Below are 18,352 nucleotides of genomic sequence, written 5' to 3' on the forward strand. Positions count from 1 at the left end.
GTCACGTGACCGCGCGCCATGCAGCCGGGTCCCGGGACCAACTCGACGGAAGCGGCGTCACACCAGCAGTCCGGAGTTGCGACTCGGTCGAACATGTCCGGCGGGCGGTGCGCATCCTTGCGCGCCGCCCGCCGGAATCGCTGTGTTCCGGGGTGTGTTTCGGGCTGTTTTCCGACGTCACGGACCCCTTGACACCCGCTCCTCGCGCCGGGCACATTGAGTTGCGCAACCTGAAGCATGTTGCGCAGACAGCAACCGGATTGCTTTCTAGCCGGAGGTGCGGCGATGGCGGGACCCCGAGTGGTCATCATCGGAGCGGGTGTCGTGGGGGCGGCGCTCGCGGACGAGATCTCCGCGCGAGGCTGGACCGAAGTGACCGTGGTCGACCAGGGCCCGCTGCCCGCCACCGGCGGCTCGTCCTCGCACGCTCCCGGGCTGGTCTTCCAGACCAACTCCTCGAAGACCATGACCGAGTTGGCCCGCTACACCGTCGAGAAGTTCTGCTCCCTCGACGTCGACGGCAAGCCCTGCTTCCTCCAGGTCGGCGGCCTCGAAGTCGCCACCACCCCCGAGCGCGTCGCCGAACTCCACCGCCGCCACGGCTGGATCACCGCCTGGGGCATCGAGGCCCGCCTGCTCACCCCCGAGGAGTGCGTCGCACGGCACCCGCTCCTCAACCCCGACAAGGTGCTCGGCGGCCTCCTGGTCCCCACCGACGGCCTCGCGAAGGCCGTCCTCGCCGTGGAGGCCCAGATCCGCCGGGCCACGGAACGCGGCGTGGCCTTCCTCGCCCGCCATGAGGTCCTGGACGTACAGCGGGCCGACGGCCGCGTCACCGGCGTCCTCACCGACCAGGGCGAGATCCCCGCCGACATCGTCGTGTGCTGCGCCGGCATCTGGGGCCCGAAGATCGCCCGCATGGTCGGCATGAACCTCCCGCTGACCCCGCTCGGCCACCAGCTCGCCTGGACCGGACCGGTGCCCGCCCTCGCCGGCCAGACCGAGGAGGCCGTCCGCCCGATCCTGCGCCACCAGGACGCCGACCTCTACTACCGCGACCGCTTCGACGCCATCGGCATCGGCTACTACGGCCACCGCCCGATGCCCATCTCGGCCGACGGCATCCTCTCCGTCGACGAGGCCGACGACATGCCGTCCGTCCTCAAGTTCACCGAGGACGACTTCGCGGACGCCTGGACGGAGACCCAGTCCCTGCTCCCCGCGACGAAGGACGCGAAGGTCGAGGAGGGTATCAACGGCCTCTTCTCCTTCACCACCGACAACTTCCCGCTTCTCGGCGAGTCCCCTGAGGTCAAGGGCTTCTGGGTCGCCGAGGCGGTCTGGGTCACGCACTCGGCGGGCGTCGGCCGCGCGATGGCCGAGTGGCTGGTCGACGGATACTGCTCGTCCTTCGACCTCCACGAGTGCGACGTCAACCGCTTCGAGCAGCACCAACTGGCCCCGGAATACGTCCTGGCCCGCGACTGTCAGAACTTCGTCGAGGTCTACGACATCCTCCACCCCCTCCAGCCGTCCGGGAAGCCGCGCCCGATCCGCACCAGCCCCTTCCACACCCGCCAGCAGGAACACGGCGCGTTCTTCCTGGAGGCGAACGGCTGGGAGCGCCCGCAGTGGTACGAGGCCAACTCGGGCCTGGTGGAAGGCCGTTCGATCCCCACCCCGAACGACTGGGCGGCCCAGTACTGGTCGCCCGTCGTCGGCGCCGAGGCCCAGGCCACCCGCGAGACGGTCGCGATGTACGACATGACGGCCCTCAAACGCCTCGAAGTGACCGGCCCGGGTGCCGCCGACTTCCTGGAGGGCCTGGTCACCGGCAAGGTCGCCAAGTCGGTCGGCTCGGTGACGTACACCCTGCTCCTCGACCAGGACGGCGGCATCCGCAGCGACATCACCGTCGCGCGCCTGTCCCGCGACCTCTTCCAGGTCGGCGCCAACGGCAACCTCGACCTCGACTGGTTCACCCGCCACCTCCCGGCCGACGGCACGGTCCAGGTCCGCGACATCACCCCCGGCACCTGCTGCATAGGCCTGTGGGGCCCATTGGCCCGCAAGGTCCTCCAGCCCCTGACGGACGAGGACTTCACCAACGAAGGCCTCAAGTACTTCCGCGCCAAGAAGGCCTACATCGGTACGGTCCCCGTCACCGCGATGCGCCTGTCCTACGTCGGCGAACTCGGCTGGGAGCTGTACACCACCGCCGACCAGGGCCAGAAACTCTGGGACACCCTGTGGCAGGCCGCGCAGCCGCTCGGCGGAGTCATCGCAGGACGCGGCGCCTTCAACAGCCTCCGCCTGGAGAAGGGTTACCGCTCCTTCGGCACCGACATGACCTACGAGCACGACCCCTACGAGGCCGGCGTCGGCTTCGCCGTCAAGCTCGACAAGGGCGACTTCGTAGGCAAGGCGGCCCTGGAACGCCGAAAGGCCGATGTACAAAGGCAGTTGACCTGCCTGACCATCGACGACCCCCGCTCGGTCGTCATGGGCAAGGAGCCGGTCTACGACGGCGAGCGCGCCGTCGGCTACGTCACCAGCGCCGCCTACGGCTACACGATCGGCAAGGGCATCGCGTACGCCTGGCTGCCGACCGAACTCGCCACCCCCGGAACGACGTTGCACATCGGCTACTTCGGCGAGCGCGTCGAGGCGGTCGTCGCGGCGGAGCCACTGTTCGACCCGACGATGTCCCGCCTCCGCGGTTAGCCGGAAGGACGAGAACGCCGAATGAACGCGCTGAACACCCCCCTGGCGGAACTGGACCCCGAGGTCCACGCCGCGCTCCGTGCCGAACTGCACCGCCAGCAGTCCACGTTGGAGATGATCGCCTCCGAGAACTTCGCCCCCTCCGCCGTACTGGAGGCACAGGGCTCGGTCCTCACCAACAAGTACGCGGAGGGCTACCCCGGCCGCCGCTACTACGGCGGCTGCGAACACGTCGACGTCACCGAGCGGTTGGCCATCGAGCGCGTCAAGTCCCTCTTCGGCGCTGGCTTCGCCAACGTGCAGCCGCACTCGGGCGCACAGGCCAACACGGCGGTCTTCTTCGCCCTGTTGAAGCCCGGCGACACGATCCTCGGCCTCGACCTCGCGCACGGCGGACACCTCACGCACGGCATGCGCCTCAACTACAGCGGCAAGATGCTGAACGTGGTGCCGTACCACGTCTCCGAGACCGACAACCTGGTCGACATGGACGAGGTGGAGCGCCTCGCCAAGGAACACGGCCCCAAGATGATCATCGCGGGCTGGTCGGCGTACCCACGGCAGTTGGACTTCGCGGCCTTCCGGCGGATCGCCGACGAGGTGGGCGCCCTGCTGATGGTCGACATGGCGCACTTCGCGGGCCTGGTAGCCGCGGGCCTGCACCCCAACCCCGTCCCGCACGCCCACGTGACCACGACGACAACGCACAAGACCCTCGGCGGCCCGCGCGGCGGAGTCATCCTCACCAACGAGGCCGACCTCGCCAAGAAGATCAACTCTGCGGTGTTCCCCGGCATGCAGGGCGGCCCCCTGGAGCACGTCATCGCCGCGAAGGCCGTGTCGTTCAAGGTCGCGGCCTCACCCGAGTTCGCCGAACGCCAGGCCCGCACACTCGCCGGCTCCCGCCTCCTCGCCGAACGCCTCACCCGAGCCGACGCGTCGGCCGCAGGGGTGAAGGTCCTCACGGGCGGCACGGACGTCCACCTGGTCCTGGTCGACCTGCGCGACTCCGACCTGGACGGCAGGCAGGCGGAGGACCTCCTCCACGAGATCGGCATCACCGTCAACCGCAACGCCGTGCCCTTCGACCCGCGCCCGCCCATGGTCACGTCGGGATTGCGCATCGGCACCCCGGCACTGGCCACGCGAGGCTTCACGGAGGAGGACTTCGCCGAGGTCGCGGACGTGATCGCGCTCGCCCTCCAACCGGAGCCGGACATGGGCGAGTTGCGCACCCGCACGGAAGCCCTCGCGGCGAAGCACCCGCTCTACCCGCACCTGTCCGAGGAGGACGACCCCCGATGACCCCCCGCACCCCGGGCGCCGACCTCCCCGAACACCCCGACTGGCTCTGGCGCACACCCGAGCCGAAACGCTCGTACGACGTGATCGTGGTCGGCGGCGGAGGCCACGGCCTGGCCACCGCCCACTACTTGGCGAAGAACCACGGCATCACGAACGTCGCGGTGCTGGAGAAGGGCTGGCTGGCGGGCGGCAACATGGCCCGCAACACCACGATCATCCGCTCCAACTACCTGTGGGACGAGAGCGCGGGCATCTACGAGCACGCGCTGAAGTTGTGGGAGGGACTGGAAGAGGAACTCGACTACCCGATCCTCTTCTCCCAGCGCGGTGTGCTCAACCTCGCCCACAGCCTCCAGGACGTCCGAGACAGCGTGCGCCGAGTCGAGGCGAACCGTCTGAACGGCGTGGACGCGGAGTGGCTCGACGAACGGCAGGTCAAAGAGGTCTGCCCGATCGTCAACGTCTCGCCGGACGTGCGCTATCCGGTGATGGGGGCCACCTATCAGCCACGCGCGGGCATCGCCAAGCACGACCACGTCGCCTGGGGCCTGGCCCGCTCCGCCGACGCCGCCGGCATCGACATCATCCAGAACTGCGAAGTCACCGGCCTGGACATCGTCGACGGCAGGGTGACCGGCGTACAGACGACACTCGGCCCGATGGCGGCGGGCAAGGTGGCCCTGTGTTCGGCAGGCCACACGTCGGTCCTCGCGGCCATGGCAGGCATCCAACTCCCGCTCCAGAGCCACCCGTTGCAAGCACTGGTGTCGGAGCTGCTGGAGCCGGTCCACCCCACGGTCGTCATGTCCAACGCGGTCCACGTGTACGTAAGCCAGGCGCACAAGGGCGAGTTGGTGATGGGCGCGGGCATCGACTCGTACAACTCCTACACGCAGCGCGGCGCGTTCCACATCATCGAGGAGCAAATGGCGGCGGCCCTCGAACTCTTCCCGGTCTTCGCCCGAGCGCACGTCCTGCGCACCTGGGGCGGCATCGTGGACGTCACCCCCGACGCCTCACCCATCGTGGGCCTCACCCCGGTCGACAACCTCTACCTGAACTGCGGTTGGGGAACGGGCGGTTTCAAGGCCACCCCGGGTGTCGGCTGGGTCTACGCACACACCATCGCCCACGACACGCCCCACCACCTCAACGCCCCCTTCTCGCTCGACCGTTTCACCACCGGCGCGCTCGTCGACGAGCACGGTGCCGCCGCGGTGGCCCACTAGGGAGCCCGAACCATGCTGCTGATCCCCTGCCCCTGGTGCGGGCCCCGCGACGAAGCCGAGTTCCACTACGGCGGCCAGGCCCACGTGGCCTACCCGGAGAACCAGGCCGACCTGACCGACGAGGAGTGGGCCCGCTACCTCTTCTTCCGCGCCAACCCCAAGGGCCCCTTCGCGGAACGCTGGAGCCACGCGGCGGGGTGCCGCCGCTGGTTCAACGCGGTACGGGACACGTCGACGAACGAGATCCTGACGGTGTACCGGGCGGGGGAGTCACAACCGACCGCAGAATCAGCCCGTCCGGCGTTTGAGGACGAGGCCCTTTCGGGGCCGACGGGGGTCCAGGGGGCGGAGCCCCCTGGGAGCGGGGTCGAAGGGGCAGAGCCCCTGGAGGACGGGACGGGCAGGGGCGGCGGGGGCGCTGCATCCATCAGCGGCTCCGCCGCGGGCCATCCGTTCCGCCACCCCACCCGCGGCCGAATCCACCGAGACACCCCCCTCACCTTCACCTTCGACGGCACCGAATACACGGGCTACAAGGGCGACACCCTCGCCTCCGCCCTCCTCGCCAACGGCGTCATCCAAACCGGCACCAGCATCAAACTCGGCCGCCCCCGAGGCATCTTCACCGCCGGAGTCGAAGAACCCAACGCCGTCATCCAGATCGAGGCCCCCTTCCCCGAACCGATGCTCCCCGCGACAACGGTCGAGCTCTACGACGGCCTGGTCGCGGCCGGCCTCCCCGGCCAGGGCCGGCTGGCCACCGAACCGGACCCGTCCCGCTACGACGCCGTCCACGCCCACTGCGACCTCCTGGTCGTGGGCGCAGGCCCCGCCGGTCTCGCAGCCGCCGCAGCCGCCGCCCACAGCGGAGCCCGAGTCATCCTCGCCGACGACCGCCCCGAACTGGGCGGCAGCCTGCTGGACACGGCCCAACTCCTCGACTGGGTAACGGAGTTGAGCGGGGAACTCACCTCCGCGCCCGATGTACGCGTGCTGCCCCGCACCACCGTCTTCGGCCACTACGACGACAACCACCTCCTCGCCGTGGAACGCCGCACCAACCACCTCGGCGCAGCGGCCCCCACCCACGTCTCCCGCGAACGCGTCTGGCGCATCCGAGCCCGCCGAGTCGTCCTCGCAACGGGCGCGCACGAGCGCTCACTTGCCTTCGCGGACAACGACCGCCCCGGAGTGATGCTTGCCGCCTCGGCCCGCGCCTACGTCAACCGGCACGGCGTCCTGCCAGGCAGCCAGGCCGTCGTCTTCACCACCAACGACAGTGCGTACGCGGCCGCGTTGGACCTCGCAACGGCCGGAGTCCAGATCGCGGCAATCGTGGACACCCGCCCGTCCGCGCCGGAGGAGTGGGCGCACCGAGCCCGCGAGGCCGGCATAGAGGTACTGACCGGACACGCCGTCGTCGGCACCGAGGGCGCCCCGCGACTGACCGCCGTGACGGTCGCCCCGTACGGCGAAACCACGGGCACGACACGGCACTTCGCGACCGACCTTCTCCTGGTCTCCGGCGGCTGGAACCCGGTCGCCCACCTCTTCAGCCAGGCGGGCGGCAAACTCCGCTACGACGACACCCTCGGCTCCTTCGTCCCCGACATCTGCCGCCAGGCGGTCGAGGTCGCGGGCAGCGCGAACGGCGCCCTCGACCTGGCCGAAGCCCTCGCGCAGGGCGCAGCCGCAGGCGCCCGCGCGATCCAGGCCGAGGGCTACACCGCCGAGGCACCGAACCTGCCCCAGGTGCCCACCGAACCCGGCACCACCCCCGCCATGCAGGTCTTCCTCGTCCCCTCCGCCACCGAAGCCCCCCGCTTCGTGGACCTCCAACGCGACGTCACCGTAGGAGACTTGACCCGCGCAACCGGTGCCGGGCTCAACTCGGTCGAGCACACCAAGCGCTACACGACGGCCGGCACCGCCAACGACCAGGGCAAGACCTCCGGCATCCTGGCCAGCGGCGTGGTCGCCGAACTCCTCGGCGTGGACGTGTCGTCGCTCGGCACAACAACATTCCGCCCGCCCTACACTCCCGTCTCCTTCGCCACCCTCGCCGGCCGCGACCGGGGCGCGCTGCACGACCCGATCCGTACGACCGCGCTGCACGACTGGCACGTCATGCAGGGCGCCCTGTTCGAGAACGTCGGCCAGTGGAAGCGCCCTTGGTACTACCCGCAGGACGGCGAGGACATGGAGACCGCGGTGCTGCGCGAGTGCGCGGCGGCCCGCGAGGGCGTCGCCTTCATGGACGGTTCCACCCTCGGCAAGATCGACGTACAGGGCCCGGACGCACCTGTCTTCCTCGACCGGCTCTACACCAACATGATGAGCAACCTGAAGGTCGGCATGATCCGTTACGGCGTCATGTGCCGCCCGGACGGCATGGTCTTCGACGACGGCACCGCCATCCGCCTCGCACCGGACCGCTACCTGGTCACCACGACCACGGGCAACGCCGCCGCCGTACTCGACTGGATGGAGGAGTGGCACCAGACCGAGTGGCCCGAACTCCGCGTCCACTGCGCCTCGGTGACCGAACAGTGGGCCACCGTCGCCCTGGTCGGCCCCCGCTCCCGCGAGGTACTCGGCTCGCTCGCGCCCCAACTGGCCGTGAGCAACGGCGACTTCCCGTTCATGGCCTGGCGGGACACCACCGTCGCGGGCATCGAGGCCAGGGTGTGCCGGATCAGCTTCTCCGGCGAACTCGCCTACGAGATCAACGTGTCACCGTGGGAGGCCCTCGCCCTCTGGGAGGCGCTCTACGAGGCCGGTGCCCCCTTCGGCATCACCCCGTACGGCACCGAGACCATGCACGTCCTGCGCGCCGAGAAGGGCTACCCGATCATCGGCCAGGACACCGACGGCACGGTAACTCCCCATGATCTGGGCATGAGTTGGGCGGTGTCGAAGAAGAAGCCCGACTTCATCGGCAAGCGCTCCTACGCCCGCGCCGACGCCGTCCGCCCCGACCGCAAGCACCTGGTCGGCCTGCTCCCGGACGACCCCGCCGCCTTCCTCCCCGAGGGCACCCAACTGATCGCCGACAGCGTGCTGCCCGCCCCGCCTGTCCCGATGCTCGGCCACGTCACCTCCAGCTACCGCAGCGCCGCCCTCGGCCGCACCTTCGCTCTCGCCCTGATCAAGGGCGGCCGGGACCGCATCGGCGAACGCCTCTACGCCCCGGTGGGCGACCGGCTGATCCCGGTCACCGTCGCAAGCCCCGTCCTCTACGACCCCGAAGGAGCCCGCCGCGATGGCTGACACCGCGCTCTCCGTGCCGCGCCGCAGCCCCCTCGCGGGTGCCGCGGGCCGGCTGGCCGCCGCGACCCGCTCCTCCGGCGGTGCGGTCCGGCTGGCCGAGCTGCCTTTCCTGGCCCAGGTGAACGTCCGGCTCGACGCGAAGGGCGCGGCGGCGGACGCCGTAGGGCTCGCTCTTGGTCTGTCCCTGCCCCTGGAGCCCAACACGGTCGTGCGGGCGGGGGAGTTGAGGGCGCTGTGGCTCGGGCCCGACGAGTGGCTGCTGGTGGGGCCGCCGGGCACGCAGCGGGATGTGGAGAGCAGGATCCGGGCGGCGAGCGGTGATGAGCATGTGGCCGTCACCGATGTGTCCGCCCAGCGAACCACCCTTCTCGTCTCGGGCACCCGGGCAAGCGACCTGCTCGCCCACGGCTGCCCCCTGGACCTGCACCCACGTGCCTTCGGCGCCGGGCGCTGCGCCCAGACCACCGTGGCCCGCACCCAGGCCGTGCTGGTCGGCCGGGACGAACCCGGCGCCGGATTCTGGGTGTTGGTGCGTTCGTCCTTCGCCGGGTATCTGACGGACTGGCTGCTGGACGCGGCGGCGGAGTACGTGCGGAACGACTGAACCGGCCGTATGCCGAAGGCCGTTCGCCCGTCGCCGGGAGAACGGCCTTCGCGGCGTACTGACTTCAGGCCGCCTGGCCGACCTCCACCTCGTCGAGGCGCTTGCTCCTGGGGATCAGGGCGACGAGCACCGCGCCCGCGGCGACGCAACCGACCACCAGCCAGAGCCCGTTGGTGAATCCGGCGTCGAGATAGAACTGCGTGCCCTTGAGGACCGCCCCGTGCTGGGCCATCACGACGAAGGCCAGCTGGGAGACGACGATCTGGGCGACGCCCTGGCCGAGGGTCTGGACGCCGTTGGCCAGCGCCTGTTCCTCGGGGGTGACCACCTCGATGATCATGATGGGCACGATCGCCATCACGATGCCCGTGCCCAGTCCCGCGATCACGCCCATCTCGATGATCTGCGGGGCGCTGTGGTGCAGATGGGTGCCGATGCCGTAGCCGAGGACCGCGAGCGCGGCGCCGGTGCCCAGCAGGATGCGGGCGTCCATCCGACGGGAGAGCAGTCCGGTGCCGACGGCCCCCACGATGATCATGGCGCTGATCGGGCTGGTGACGATGGCGTTGTGCGTACCCGACCAGCCCAGGCCCTCGGAGATGGTGGGGATCTTCGGCATCAGGATCAGCAGCTGGATCACCACGCCGACGGCGCTCAGCGAGCCGGCCGCGATGGACGTGGCCAGCAGGACCGTCCACACCGGGCGGCGGCGGGTCATGGAGAGCGGGAAGAGGGGTTCGGCGACCCTGCGCTCCACGAAGACGAAGACGGCCAGGGCGATCGCCGCTCCGACGACCCAGCCGATGAACTTGCCGCTGCCCCAGCCCCAGTGCGTGCCCTGGCCGACGGCGTAGATGAGCGCCGTGACCCCGCCGCCGAGGAGGATTCCGCCGGCCCAGTCCATCCGGCCGGCCGCCGCACGGATCGGACTCTCCGGCACGAAGGCCAGAACCAGCAGGAAGCTGACGGCCGTGCTGATGGCCATGAACCACAGGACACCGCGGAAGCCGTAGTCGTCCAGCAGCCAGCCGGACAGGAACGGCCCGCCGAACGCGACGAGACCGACACCGCCGGCCAGGATCCCGCTGGCGACCCCGACCCACTTGCGGGGGAAGACGTCGCGGGTGATGGCGTAGGCGAGCGGGGCGCTGGCGGCGTAGATGCCCGCGATGCCGCGGCCGATCAGCAGGGTTCGGTAGTCGGTGGCGACGGCGGCGATCAGGTCGCCCGTGAAGCCGAGCCCCGTGGCGACGAGCAGGACGCGCTTCTTGCCGAAGACGGCCGCGGCCTTGACCGCGAACGGCAGGAAGAACGTGCCGGTCAGCAGGGTCATCAGGGTGAACCACGCGATCTCGGTGGTCCTGAAGTGGATCGCGATGTCGGCCTGCGCGATGCCGGACAACGCGGCGATCAGCGCGACCAGTTGGACGGTCCATACGAGAGCGACGATGACGAGGACGTTGCGGGTCGTCGAGGGTGATCTCTCATCATCCCGTGGGGGAGTGAGCTGGGTCTGGGAGGACATCGGCGGCCTTCCGTCAGTGAGCGGAGCGAAGGTCCAGTGAGCCGATAAATTAGACCTAACGGTCGGTACAATCAATAAGTTACGCAGAAAGAAAACTGATGTTGCGGCGGGCGTCGGCTCCCGCCCTGGTCGGCGATATCGGGCCAGACTCTTCGACAAAATCGTCAACAATAGAGTCGACGCTATTGCCTGCGGATTAAGGGAGAGCTACGTTCCTCGCCGTGCCGCCGCACGACCCCCATCCGGCGAGCGAACGGAGTACTCAGCATGCCCAAGTTGTTCAGATGGTGTCGGTGGAACTCGGCGACCTTCCTGGCCACCCTCGCGGCAGCCGTGGCACTGGTGACCGGCGCGAGCGTGGTGCTGGCCAACAGCGTGACCGGCGGCGCGCAGGCCGCCGACTCGGCCCCGGCGAAGGCCGTTTCGGCGAACACCGCGACCTCGGGCATCGCACCGGCCATGTCCTGCTCCGGCGTCGCCCAACTCGACCTGGCCGCAGCCGTCCCCGGTGTGCCCTTCGAGATCGGCTCGGCCACCGAACTCGCCGCGAGCGCCAACACCCTTGGCAACTGGGCGGCTTGTGACGTCAAGGGCGTCATCGCCCCGCAACTCCACTTCGAGATCAAACTCCCCGAGACCGGCTGGCAGGCCAACTACCTCCAGCTCGGCTGCGGCGGCCTGTGCGGCAGCACCGGCGTCACCAACGCCCCCGCTTCGACCGGCTGCGTCCCGCTGACCACCGGCGCCTTCGCCGTCGCCTCCAGCGACGAGGGTCACTACCAGGGCGGCGGCCTCTTCTCCAGCGACCCCACCCTGAGCGCAGACTTCGGCTACAAGTCCGACCATGAACTGGTCCAGGCGGCCAAGGCGATCATCAAGCAGTACTACGGCCAGGCGGCCACCCACTCCTACTTCGACGGCTGCTCCCAGGGCGGTCACCAGGGCCTCACCGAGGCGCAGCGCTACCCGACCGACTTCGACGGCATCATCGCCGGCGCCCCGGCCAACAACTTCACCGCGCTGAACACCTTCTCGCACGCCTGGACCGCCCAGTCCGTGTACCTCGACGGCGGCCCGGCGACGATCACCAACGCGGACCTCGCCGACCTGCACAAGGCCGTCCTCAAGGGCTGCGGCGCCCCCGCCGACGGCATCATCGCCGACCCGCTCAGCTGCACCTGGGACCCAGGCACGATCCAGTGCAGGACCGGCCAGACCTCGACGTCCGACGCGTACTGCCTGACCGCCGACCAGGTCACCACCCTGCGCCGCATCTACGCGGGACCGACCGACGAGCACGGCCAACTCCTGTACCCGGGTTACCAGTTGCGCGGCTCCGAGCTGAACTGGGCCGGCATCATCACACCGGCCACCGCGACCGGCGCGAGCGGCGACATCGGCTTCGTCCGGGAGACCCTGCGCTACCAGATCTTCGACAGCCCCCAACCGGCCCTGACCTACAAGGACATCAAGTTCACAGCCGCCTACTACGACAGGGTGATGCGGCCCAACGAGGGCATGTACGACGCCACCGACCCCGACCTCACCGCGTTCAAGAAGGCCGGCGGCAAGCTCGTCCTCTGGCACGGTCTCGGCGACCAGCACATCCCGGCCGTGGGAACGATGGCCTACTACAAGGCAGTTGAGAAGGCCGTCGGCGGCGAGGCGGCCACCAGGTCCTTCGCCCGGCTGTTCCTGCTCCCCGGCGTCGCGCACTGCGGCGGCGGCCAGGGCCCGAACACCTTCGACGCGCTGACCGCGATCACCGACTGGGTCACCGAGGGCGCCGCCCCGGCGAGCCTGACGACCAAGTCCGTCGACGGCAGCGGCAACGCCACCGCCTCCCGCCCGGTCTACCCCTTCCCGTACTACGCCAAGAACACCACGGGCGGCCCGGACACCGACGCGAGCAGCTACACCCCCGTCAAGTCCACCGCCGAGGCCGACCTGAAGCTCCACTGGCTCGGCTCCTTCCGCTCCGGCTACGAGACGGTCGGCAACTGGGTGGGCCGCAAGTGGGTCGTCACCAAGGGCAAGAACTGACGTACAGGAGAAGTTGATGGGGACGTCGTGGCCCCTGCCTTCGAGGCGGGGGCCACGACGTTGTGGGTCGGGCGAAGACGATCGTGCGGTTGTCGAGCCCGGACACCGTCCGCCGGAAGAACGCCCCGCCCCGCGGATCCGCCGCGCTCGCGCGCCGCCGTACGGGCCAGGGGAGGCGCTTGACCGCCCGTGCGGCGGCCACACGCAGGTCGAGGTCTTCGTTGGATCAGGCCTTGCGGTCCTGCTGCGGGAGGTAGGGGGCGAAGTGGTCGGCGACCAGCCCGGCGCCCGCGTCGGTGTCCTGGTGACCGTCGATCTCGATCACGCGGATGCCGAGCCGGCGGGCGGAGCGGGCGGCGTCCTCGGCGACGAGACGGTCGCGGGCCAGGCGGTTGGCCTGTGCGCGGGCCGGGTCGCTGACCCGGTGTCCCAGGGAGGCGGCCCTGGGCAGGCGGTCGAGCTGATGTCGACGGAACCCGGGTGTCGGCACCATGACGACCATCCGACGCGGCGAGTCGACGACGGACGCGACGAGTTCGGGACGCAGGTCCCAGCCCTCGGCGAGGATCGGGCGGCCCGAGACGAGCGCGCGCAGGTCGTCCAGGGCCCATGCGAACCGCGCCGGGAACTGCGCCAGGGTCTCGGCGGCCATCTCCTCGGGGGTGGTGCGGACCCACACCTTGTCCGGGCCGGGGTCGGTGACCGGCTCACCGAGGGCGAGACGGCGGGCGATCCTGCGGTCGTTGTGACCGCGGGCGTCGTGGAAGTCGTAGTGATACGCGGTGATGCCGTATCGGACGGCCAGCAGGCGGGCCACGGCCGACTTGCCGGCCCACTGGCCGCCACCGATCCACAACGCGCGGCTCAGAGTGCCGAAGGGGTCCCAGATCCCGCTGTCGGCAGCGGAGTCGGGGCTGGTCATCCGATGCCCTCCTCGGGTCAGCGGCGGCAGGGGTGGCGGGGACGATCGGGATCAGGCGTTGCGACGGTACCGGACGCCGGTAGAGGCGCTCCGGCATCGGCGAGAGTCGTGCGGCGATGACCCGGAACGAACCGGGGTGCGCTGGATTAGGGTGCGCACATGCGAGGTTTCGGCAGCGGGGAGTGGTGATGGGCGGCGCGCGGCGGGTGACGCTGAACGATGTCGCCGCGGCGACCGGGGTGTCGCGGGCCACCGTCAGTTTCGTCCTGAACGACGACCCGAATCAGACGATCTCGGCGGCGACCCGCGAGCGGGTGAAGGGTGCGGCCCGCGACCTCGGCTACGTCCCGCACGGCATCGCGCGCGCCCTGCGCGAGGGCTCCTCGCGGATCGTCGTGCTGAACATCGACTGGGGTCTTGAGGGCAACTACTCGCGCAGCTACGTCCGCGGTCTGGACGACGAACTCGCCGCGCACGACCACGTGTTGCTCGTGCGGCACGGCCACTCGGCGCCGCACTCGACCCAGCAGGTCCTGGACACCATCGCGCCCCGTGCCGTACTCCGGTTCGCCGAGGCCTACTTGAGCGGCCACGAGCCCGACGAGGAGGACTGGAAGAACGGCTTCGCCGCCCATGCCGCCCTGCAGATCCGGTACTTGGCGGGCCGCGGCCACATCCATATGGCGATGGCCCTGCCCGGCGACGACACGCAACTGACCGAACTGCGCCTGCGCTTCGCCCGCGCGACCACGGACCGGCTCGGGCTGCCCCCGCTGATCCCGTTCGCCGTACCCCGGCCGAGGGACGCCGGAACCGCGGCCGTCAGGGCGTTCCTCGCCGCGCACGACGAGGTGACGGCGGTCGCCGCCTTCGACGACGACATCGCCCTGCGCACCCTGACCGCCCTGCTCGACCTGGGGCTGAGCGTCCCCTCCGACGTGGCCGTCATCGGTTACGACGACACCGAGTACGGCGCCCTGGTCACGCCCGCGCTCACCACCGTCCGCATCGACGCCGAGGCCCACGGCCGGCTCGCCGCACGCGTCGCGCTCGGTCTCGGCACGGGCGGGATCACCAGGGCGCCGGGGCATGTGATCGAGCGCGGATCGGCCTGACGGATGGACGGGGCGGAGGCGGGGCGATCGCGTCCGGCCCGCGAAGGCGACCGGGACGGCATCCATACGTTGCGGATCGTGCCGGGTGTCGTGTGCGTGCGGTCGGTCCGACTCTCCGGCACCATCGAGTCGTTGCGCACCCCCGTCACCCTGGAGCCGTCATGTCCCGATCGGAAGCACGCGTCGTCACCGACCGACCGCAGCGCTACGCCAAACAACTCGCCTCCCACCTGGGCCGGCGCAGCGAGACCAGCTGGGACGAGGAGACCGGGGAGGGGCGTCTCGTCTTCCAGGACGGCACAGGATCGCTGACCGCCACCGAGGGGGCGTTGCTGCTCGCGGTGGAGGCGGAGCCCGAGTTCCTCGATCGGCTGGAAGACGTGGTGGGCCGGCATCTGGTCCGCTTCGGTACCAAGGACGAGCTGGTCGTCGAGTGGCGGCGCGACAACGGCGAACCCGGCAGCAGTCAGCGCAGCCCGGGCGACACTGCCTGAGCCGCGGTGGCCGTCCCGGTCAGGACACGCAGCCCACGTGCGCCAGCGCCTGCTTGAGCAACACCCCGTGCCCGCCCGGCATCTCGCTGCGCAGCGCCTCCGAGGCGGCCTCCTCCGGGCTGAACCACACCAGGTCGAGGGCGTCCTGCCGGGGCCGGCAGTCACCGGTGACCGGTACGACGTAGGCGAGGGACACCGCGTGCTGCCGGGGGTCGTGGTACGGGGTGACCCCGTGGGTGGGGAAGTACTCGGCGACGGTGAACGGCTGCAGCGAGGCCGGGATGCGGGGCAGCGCGACCGGGCCGAGGTCCTTCTCCAGGTGGCGCAGCAGCGCGTCGCGGACCCGCTCGTGGTGCAGTACGCGGCCGGAGACGAGGGTGCGGTTGACCGTGCCGTCGGGGCCGATGCGCAGCAGCAGGCCGATGCTGGTCACCTCGCCGCTGTCGTCTACGCGGACGGGCACCGCCTCGACGTACAGGATCGGCATGCGGGCGCGTGCCTGTTCGAGATCGTCGGCGGACAGCCAACCGGGCGTGGTATCGGTCATGTCAGACATTGCTTGATCATACTTTCAGTGTCCGTCGGATAGCCGGTAGACCCGGCGGGCGTTGTCCGCTCCCGCCCAGCGCGCCAGTCGCAGCGCGTCGGGCAGGCCCAGTTCGCCGGCGTCCACCCGGTCCTGGAGAAGATCCCCCAGACCCCGGCGGAACGCCAGCGCGCCGAGCCCGTAGAACTCGGCCAGACCATAGGCGTCGGAGCTGTACAGCAGTTTGCGGAAGGGTGTGATCTCCAGCGCCTCAGCCAGTACCGCCCGAGCCCGGACCGGACCTACATGATGCAGGGTGAGTCCCACATCCAGGTACACCCGCTCGAAGACGGCCGCCAGGTAGCCGGCCTGGCGCTGGTACGGCCAGCAGTGCAGGAGCAGCACCGGGATGGTGCCGGCGGTCAGGTGCAGCCAGTCCGTCAGCAGGGCGGGGTCCGTGCGGTGCAGCCGGATGTCGTTGTCGCCGAAGCCCGTGTGGAGCTGGAGGGGGAGTCCCAGGTCGACCGCGGTCCACAGCAACTCCCGCGTCAGCACCGGGTCTTCGAGCCGTCCGCCGCGGGCCAGCCAGGCGCGGGCCGCCCGGGTCACCTCCGCCTCCGATGGCCGGGCCGGGTCGAGATCGAACCCGGTCCGGTACGCGGCCACCGACTTCACCCCCACCACCCCCGGCCGCCGCACCGCGTCCAGGGCGGCGGTCCGAAAGGCGTCGGCATACCCGTCCGGCTCGACACCCCGCGCGGCCACACCCTCCGCGACGGTTTCGAGCCGTACGACCTCATGGGCGACCGCGCTCGTGGCCCCGGCGAGTTCGGCGGGTGTCGTGATGGCATGCGGGGCGAACCCCGTGTCGACGCAGAACACCCCGGTCCCGGCCGCGGCGAGGAAGCGCCGGTTGACCTCGACCGGCCCCAACTCGGCGCGCCGGGCGAGGTATTCGTCGGCCGGCGCATGCCGCTCCAGGTCCAACAGGGGTGCGCAGTAACGGCGTACGGCGATCCCGACCGGGCTGTCGAACGGTGAGATCCCGCTGCCGGGCCAGACGTCCCCCTCCGTGAGCAGTGACTCGAAGGCCGTCCGGTCCAGGTCCTCGGTGACGACCCCGTGGCAGTGGTGGTCCACCAACTCCAGTGCGGCGAGCGCCTCGTGGACCGGTCCGGTGCCCATCGTCAGTACTTCCAGCGGTAGGCCGCCGCGATCCGCTCGTCGTCCAGCTCGGCCACGGCCGCGATCTCGCCCTGCCGTACGGCGATCACCGCGTCGGCGAGCACCGTGCCCAGCGCGGCCCGCAGCAGCTCGTCCTTGCGGAACTCGGCGACCGACTCGGCCAGCGAGGTCGGAAGTCGCCGTACACCACGGGCCGTTGCCTCCGTCGTGCCGAGGTGTGCGGGGTCTCCGGTGGTCTCCTCGGGGAGGGCGGTCGAGGAGGTGAGGCCGTCGAGTCCTGCGGTGATCAGGCAGCCGAGGGCGAGATAGGGGTTGGCGGCCAGGTCGACCGGCTTCACCTCCAGGTTCGCCGCCTGGGCGCGCAGCCCGGCCGTACCGGTGACGACACGCACCGCGGCCTCGCGGGTCTCCCGGCCCCAGGCGGTGAACACTCCGGCCCACTGGGAGGGTTGGAGGCGGAAGTAGCTGGCCGGGCTCGGCGCGGTTACGGCGGTGAGGGCCGGGAGGTGGGCGAGGACACCGGCCGCGAACGACTCGGCCCCGGCCGTCATGCCGTAGCGCCGGTCGCCCCCGGTGTGCAGGTTCGCGCCGTCGCGCCAGGCCGAGAGGTGGATGTGCCCGCCGTTGCCGACGCCCTGCGCGAGGACGGCCGGCGTGAACGAGGCGCGCAGGCCGTGCCGTTGGGAGACCGCGCGTACGGTCTGCCGTACGAGGACACTGCGGTCGGCCGCCGCGACCGGGTCGAGCGCGCCGACCGACAGCTCGAACTGCCCGGCCGCGTACTCGGGGTGGAACTGGTCCACGTCCACGCTCTGCGCCGCCAGCGCCGACAGCAACTCGGCGCCGTAGTCGCTCAGTTCGACCTGCCGGGTCGCGCCGTACGCCGGACCCGTCGTGGCGGGGACGAACGCGCCGTCGGGTGCCGTGTCCAGGCCGAGGGCCCACTCGATCTCGATGCCCGCCCGGAAGGTGATCCCGTGCCGCCGCTCCGCGTCCGTGACGACACGGCGCAGGAACGTGCGGCTGCAGCCGGGGTGCCGCTCGCCCTCCTGGGTGATCCTGTCGACCGGGGCCCAGGCCCAGCCGGGCTGGCCGGAGAGGACGGCCAGGTGGTCGAGGTCGGGGTACAGGCGCAGGTCGCCGTCCGGTGAGCCGAGGACGTCGGTGGTGACGATGGAGTCGTTCGCCAGGAAGGTGTCGAACACCGGTGACATGCCGACGCCCCAGGCCGCGGCAGAGGCGAGCTTCGCGGTCGGGACCGTCTTCACCCGGCCAACGCCCGCGGTGTCGACGTAGGCCAGGACGATCCCGTGCACCCCCCGCCCGGTCAGCTCCGTGGCCAGTGCGGTGGCGCGCTCGACCTCGCCGGGGCGTCCGCCGGGCAGTGGGTCGGCAAGGGTGGTCATACGT

At 70.7% G+C, this 18,352-nt stretch carries 13 protein-coding genes; 8 read left to right on the forward strand and 5 right to left on the reverse strand.

Annotation, left to right across the window (positions count from 1 at the left end; translation table 11 throughout):
- Positions 1 to 285 precede the first annotated feature (285 nt).
- From OH768_RS45090 to OH768_RS45110, 5 genes are read left to right on the forward strand one after another with little or no spacing between them, the layout of a single operon-like run.
- Complete coding sequence (locus OH768_RS45090; RefSeq protein WP_406462554.1) at positions 286 to 2,724, forward strand: FAD-dependent oxidoreductase; 2,439 nt, start codon at positions 286 to 288, stop codon at positions 2,722 to 2,724.
- A gap of 21 nt (positions 2,725 to 2,745) precedes the next feature.
- Positions 2,746 to 4,029 carry a serine hydroxymethyltransferase gene (glyA, locus tag OH768_RS45095; protein WP_406462556.1) on the forward strand — a complete coding sequence of 428 codons (1,284 nt, stop codon included), beginning with the start codon at positions 2,746 to 2,748 and terminating at the stop codon, positions 4,027 to 4,029.
- Positions 4,026 to 5,258, forward strand: coding sequence for a sarcosine oxidase subunit beta family protein (locus tag OH768_RS45100; RefSeq protein WP_406462557.1), 1,233 nt, complete (start codon positions 4,026 to 4,028; stop codon positions 5,256 to 5,258). Before glyA ends, OH768_RS45100 begins: the two co-directional genes overlap by 4 nt.
- Before the next feature lie 12 nt (positions 5,259 to 5,270).
- Positions 5,271 to 8,528, forward strand: coding sequence for a sarcosine oxidase subunit alpha family protein (locus OH768_RS45105; RefSeq protein ID WP_406462559.1), 3,258 nt, complete (start codon positions 5,271 to 5,273; stop codon positions 8,526 to 8,528).
- Positions 8,521 to 9,132: a sarcosine oxidase subunit gamma gene (locus OH768_RS45110; protein ID WP_406462561.1), complete on the forward strand. Its 612-nt coding sequence runs from the start codon at positions 8,521 to 8,523 to the stop codon at positions 9,130 to 9,132. Before OH768_RS45105 ends, OH768_RS45110 begins: the two co-directional genes overlap by 8 nt.
- A gap of 64 nt (positions 9,133 to 9,196) precedes the next feature.
- On the opposite strand, the gene OH768_RS45115 is transcribed toward OH768_RS45110, so the two are convergent.
- Positions 9,197 to 10,657, reverse strand: a complete 1,461-nt coding sequence (locus OH768_RS45115) for an MFS transporter (RefSeq protein WP_406462562.1) — start codon at positions 10,655 to 10,657, stop codon at positions 9,197 to 9,199.
- 267 nt (positions 10,658 to 10,924) lie between these two features.
- Between OH768_RS45115 and OH768_RS45120 the strand changes: the two genes are divergently transcribed.
- Positions 10,925 to 12,700 (forward strand): tannase/feruloyl esterase family alpha/beta hydrolase, encoded by a 1,776-nt coding sequence (locus OH768_RS45120; protein ID WP_406462564.1) that lies wholly within the window; start codon positions 10,925 to 10,927, stop codon positions 12,698 to 12,700.
- Positions 12,701 to 12,926: 226 nt separating this feature from the next.
- Here the strand turns inward: OH768_RS45120 and OH768_RS45125 are convergent, their stop codons facing one another.
- A complete protein-coding gene (locus OH768_RS45125; RefSeq protein ID WP_406462565.1) occupies positions 12,927 to 13,622 on the reverse strand; it encodes a hypothetical protein in 696 nt (231 codons plus the stop codon).
- A 188-nt stretch (positions 13,623 to 13,810) separates the two neighbouring features.
- Here OH768_RS45125 and OH768_RS45130 point away from each other — a divergent pair, with 188 nt between their 5' ends.
- Together OH768_RS45130 and OH768_RS45135 are read left to right on the forward strand one after the other, a co-directional pair.
- A complete protein-coding gene (locus OH768_RS45130; protein ID WP_406462567.1) occupies positions 13,811 to 14,737 on the forward strand; it encodes a LacI family DNA-binding transcriptional regulator in 927 nt (308 codons plus the stop codon).
- Between the two features lie 161 nt (positions 14,738 to 14,898).
- Complete coding sequence (locus tag OH768_RS45135; RefSeq protein WP_200711347.1) at positions 14,899 to 15,231, forward strand: DUF2218 domain-containing protein; 333 nt, start codon at positions 14,899 to 14,901, stop codon at positions 15,229 to 15,231.
- 19 nt (positions 15,232 to 15,250) lie between these two features.
- Here OH768_RS45135 and OH768_RS45140 read toward each other — a convergent pair whose 3' ends face one another.
- Genes OH768_RS45140 through OH768_RS45150 form a run of 3 tightly spaced genes read right to left on the reverse strand, consistent with a single transcriptional unit; the run spans position 15,251 to position 18,348 of the window.
- Positions 15,251 to 15,787, reverse strand: a complete 537-nt coding sequence (locus OH768_RS45140) for an NUDIX hydrolase family protein (protein ID WP_200711346.1) — start codon at positions 15,785 to 15,787, stop codon at positions 15,251 to 15,253.
- A 15-nt stretch (positions 15,788 to 15,802) separates the two neighbouring features.
- Entirely contained in the window at positions 15,803 to 16,942 is a 1,140-nt protein-coding gene (locus OH768_RS45145) for an amidohydrolase family protein (protein WP_406462569.1), read from the reverse strand.
- Positions 16,943 to 16,944: 2 nt separating this feature from the next.
- A complete protein-coding gene (locus OH768_RS45150; RefSeq protein ID WP_406462571.1) occupies positions 16,945 to 18,348 on the reverse strand; it encodes a glutamine synthetase family protein in 1,404 nt (467 codons plus the stop codon).
- Positions 18,349 to 18,352: the final 4 nt, after the last annotated feature.

This window comes from Streptomyces sp. NBC_01622 (assembly GCF_045209635.1).
Classification (GTDB): Bacteria; Actinomycetota; Actinomycetes; order Streptomycetales; family Streptomycetaceae; genus Streptomyces.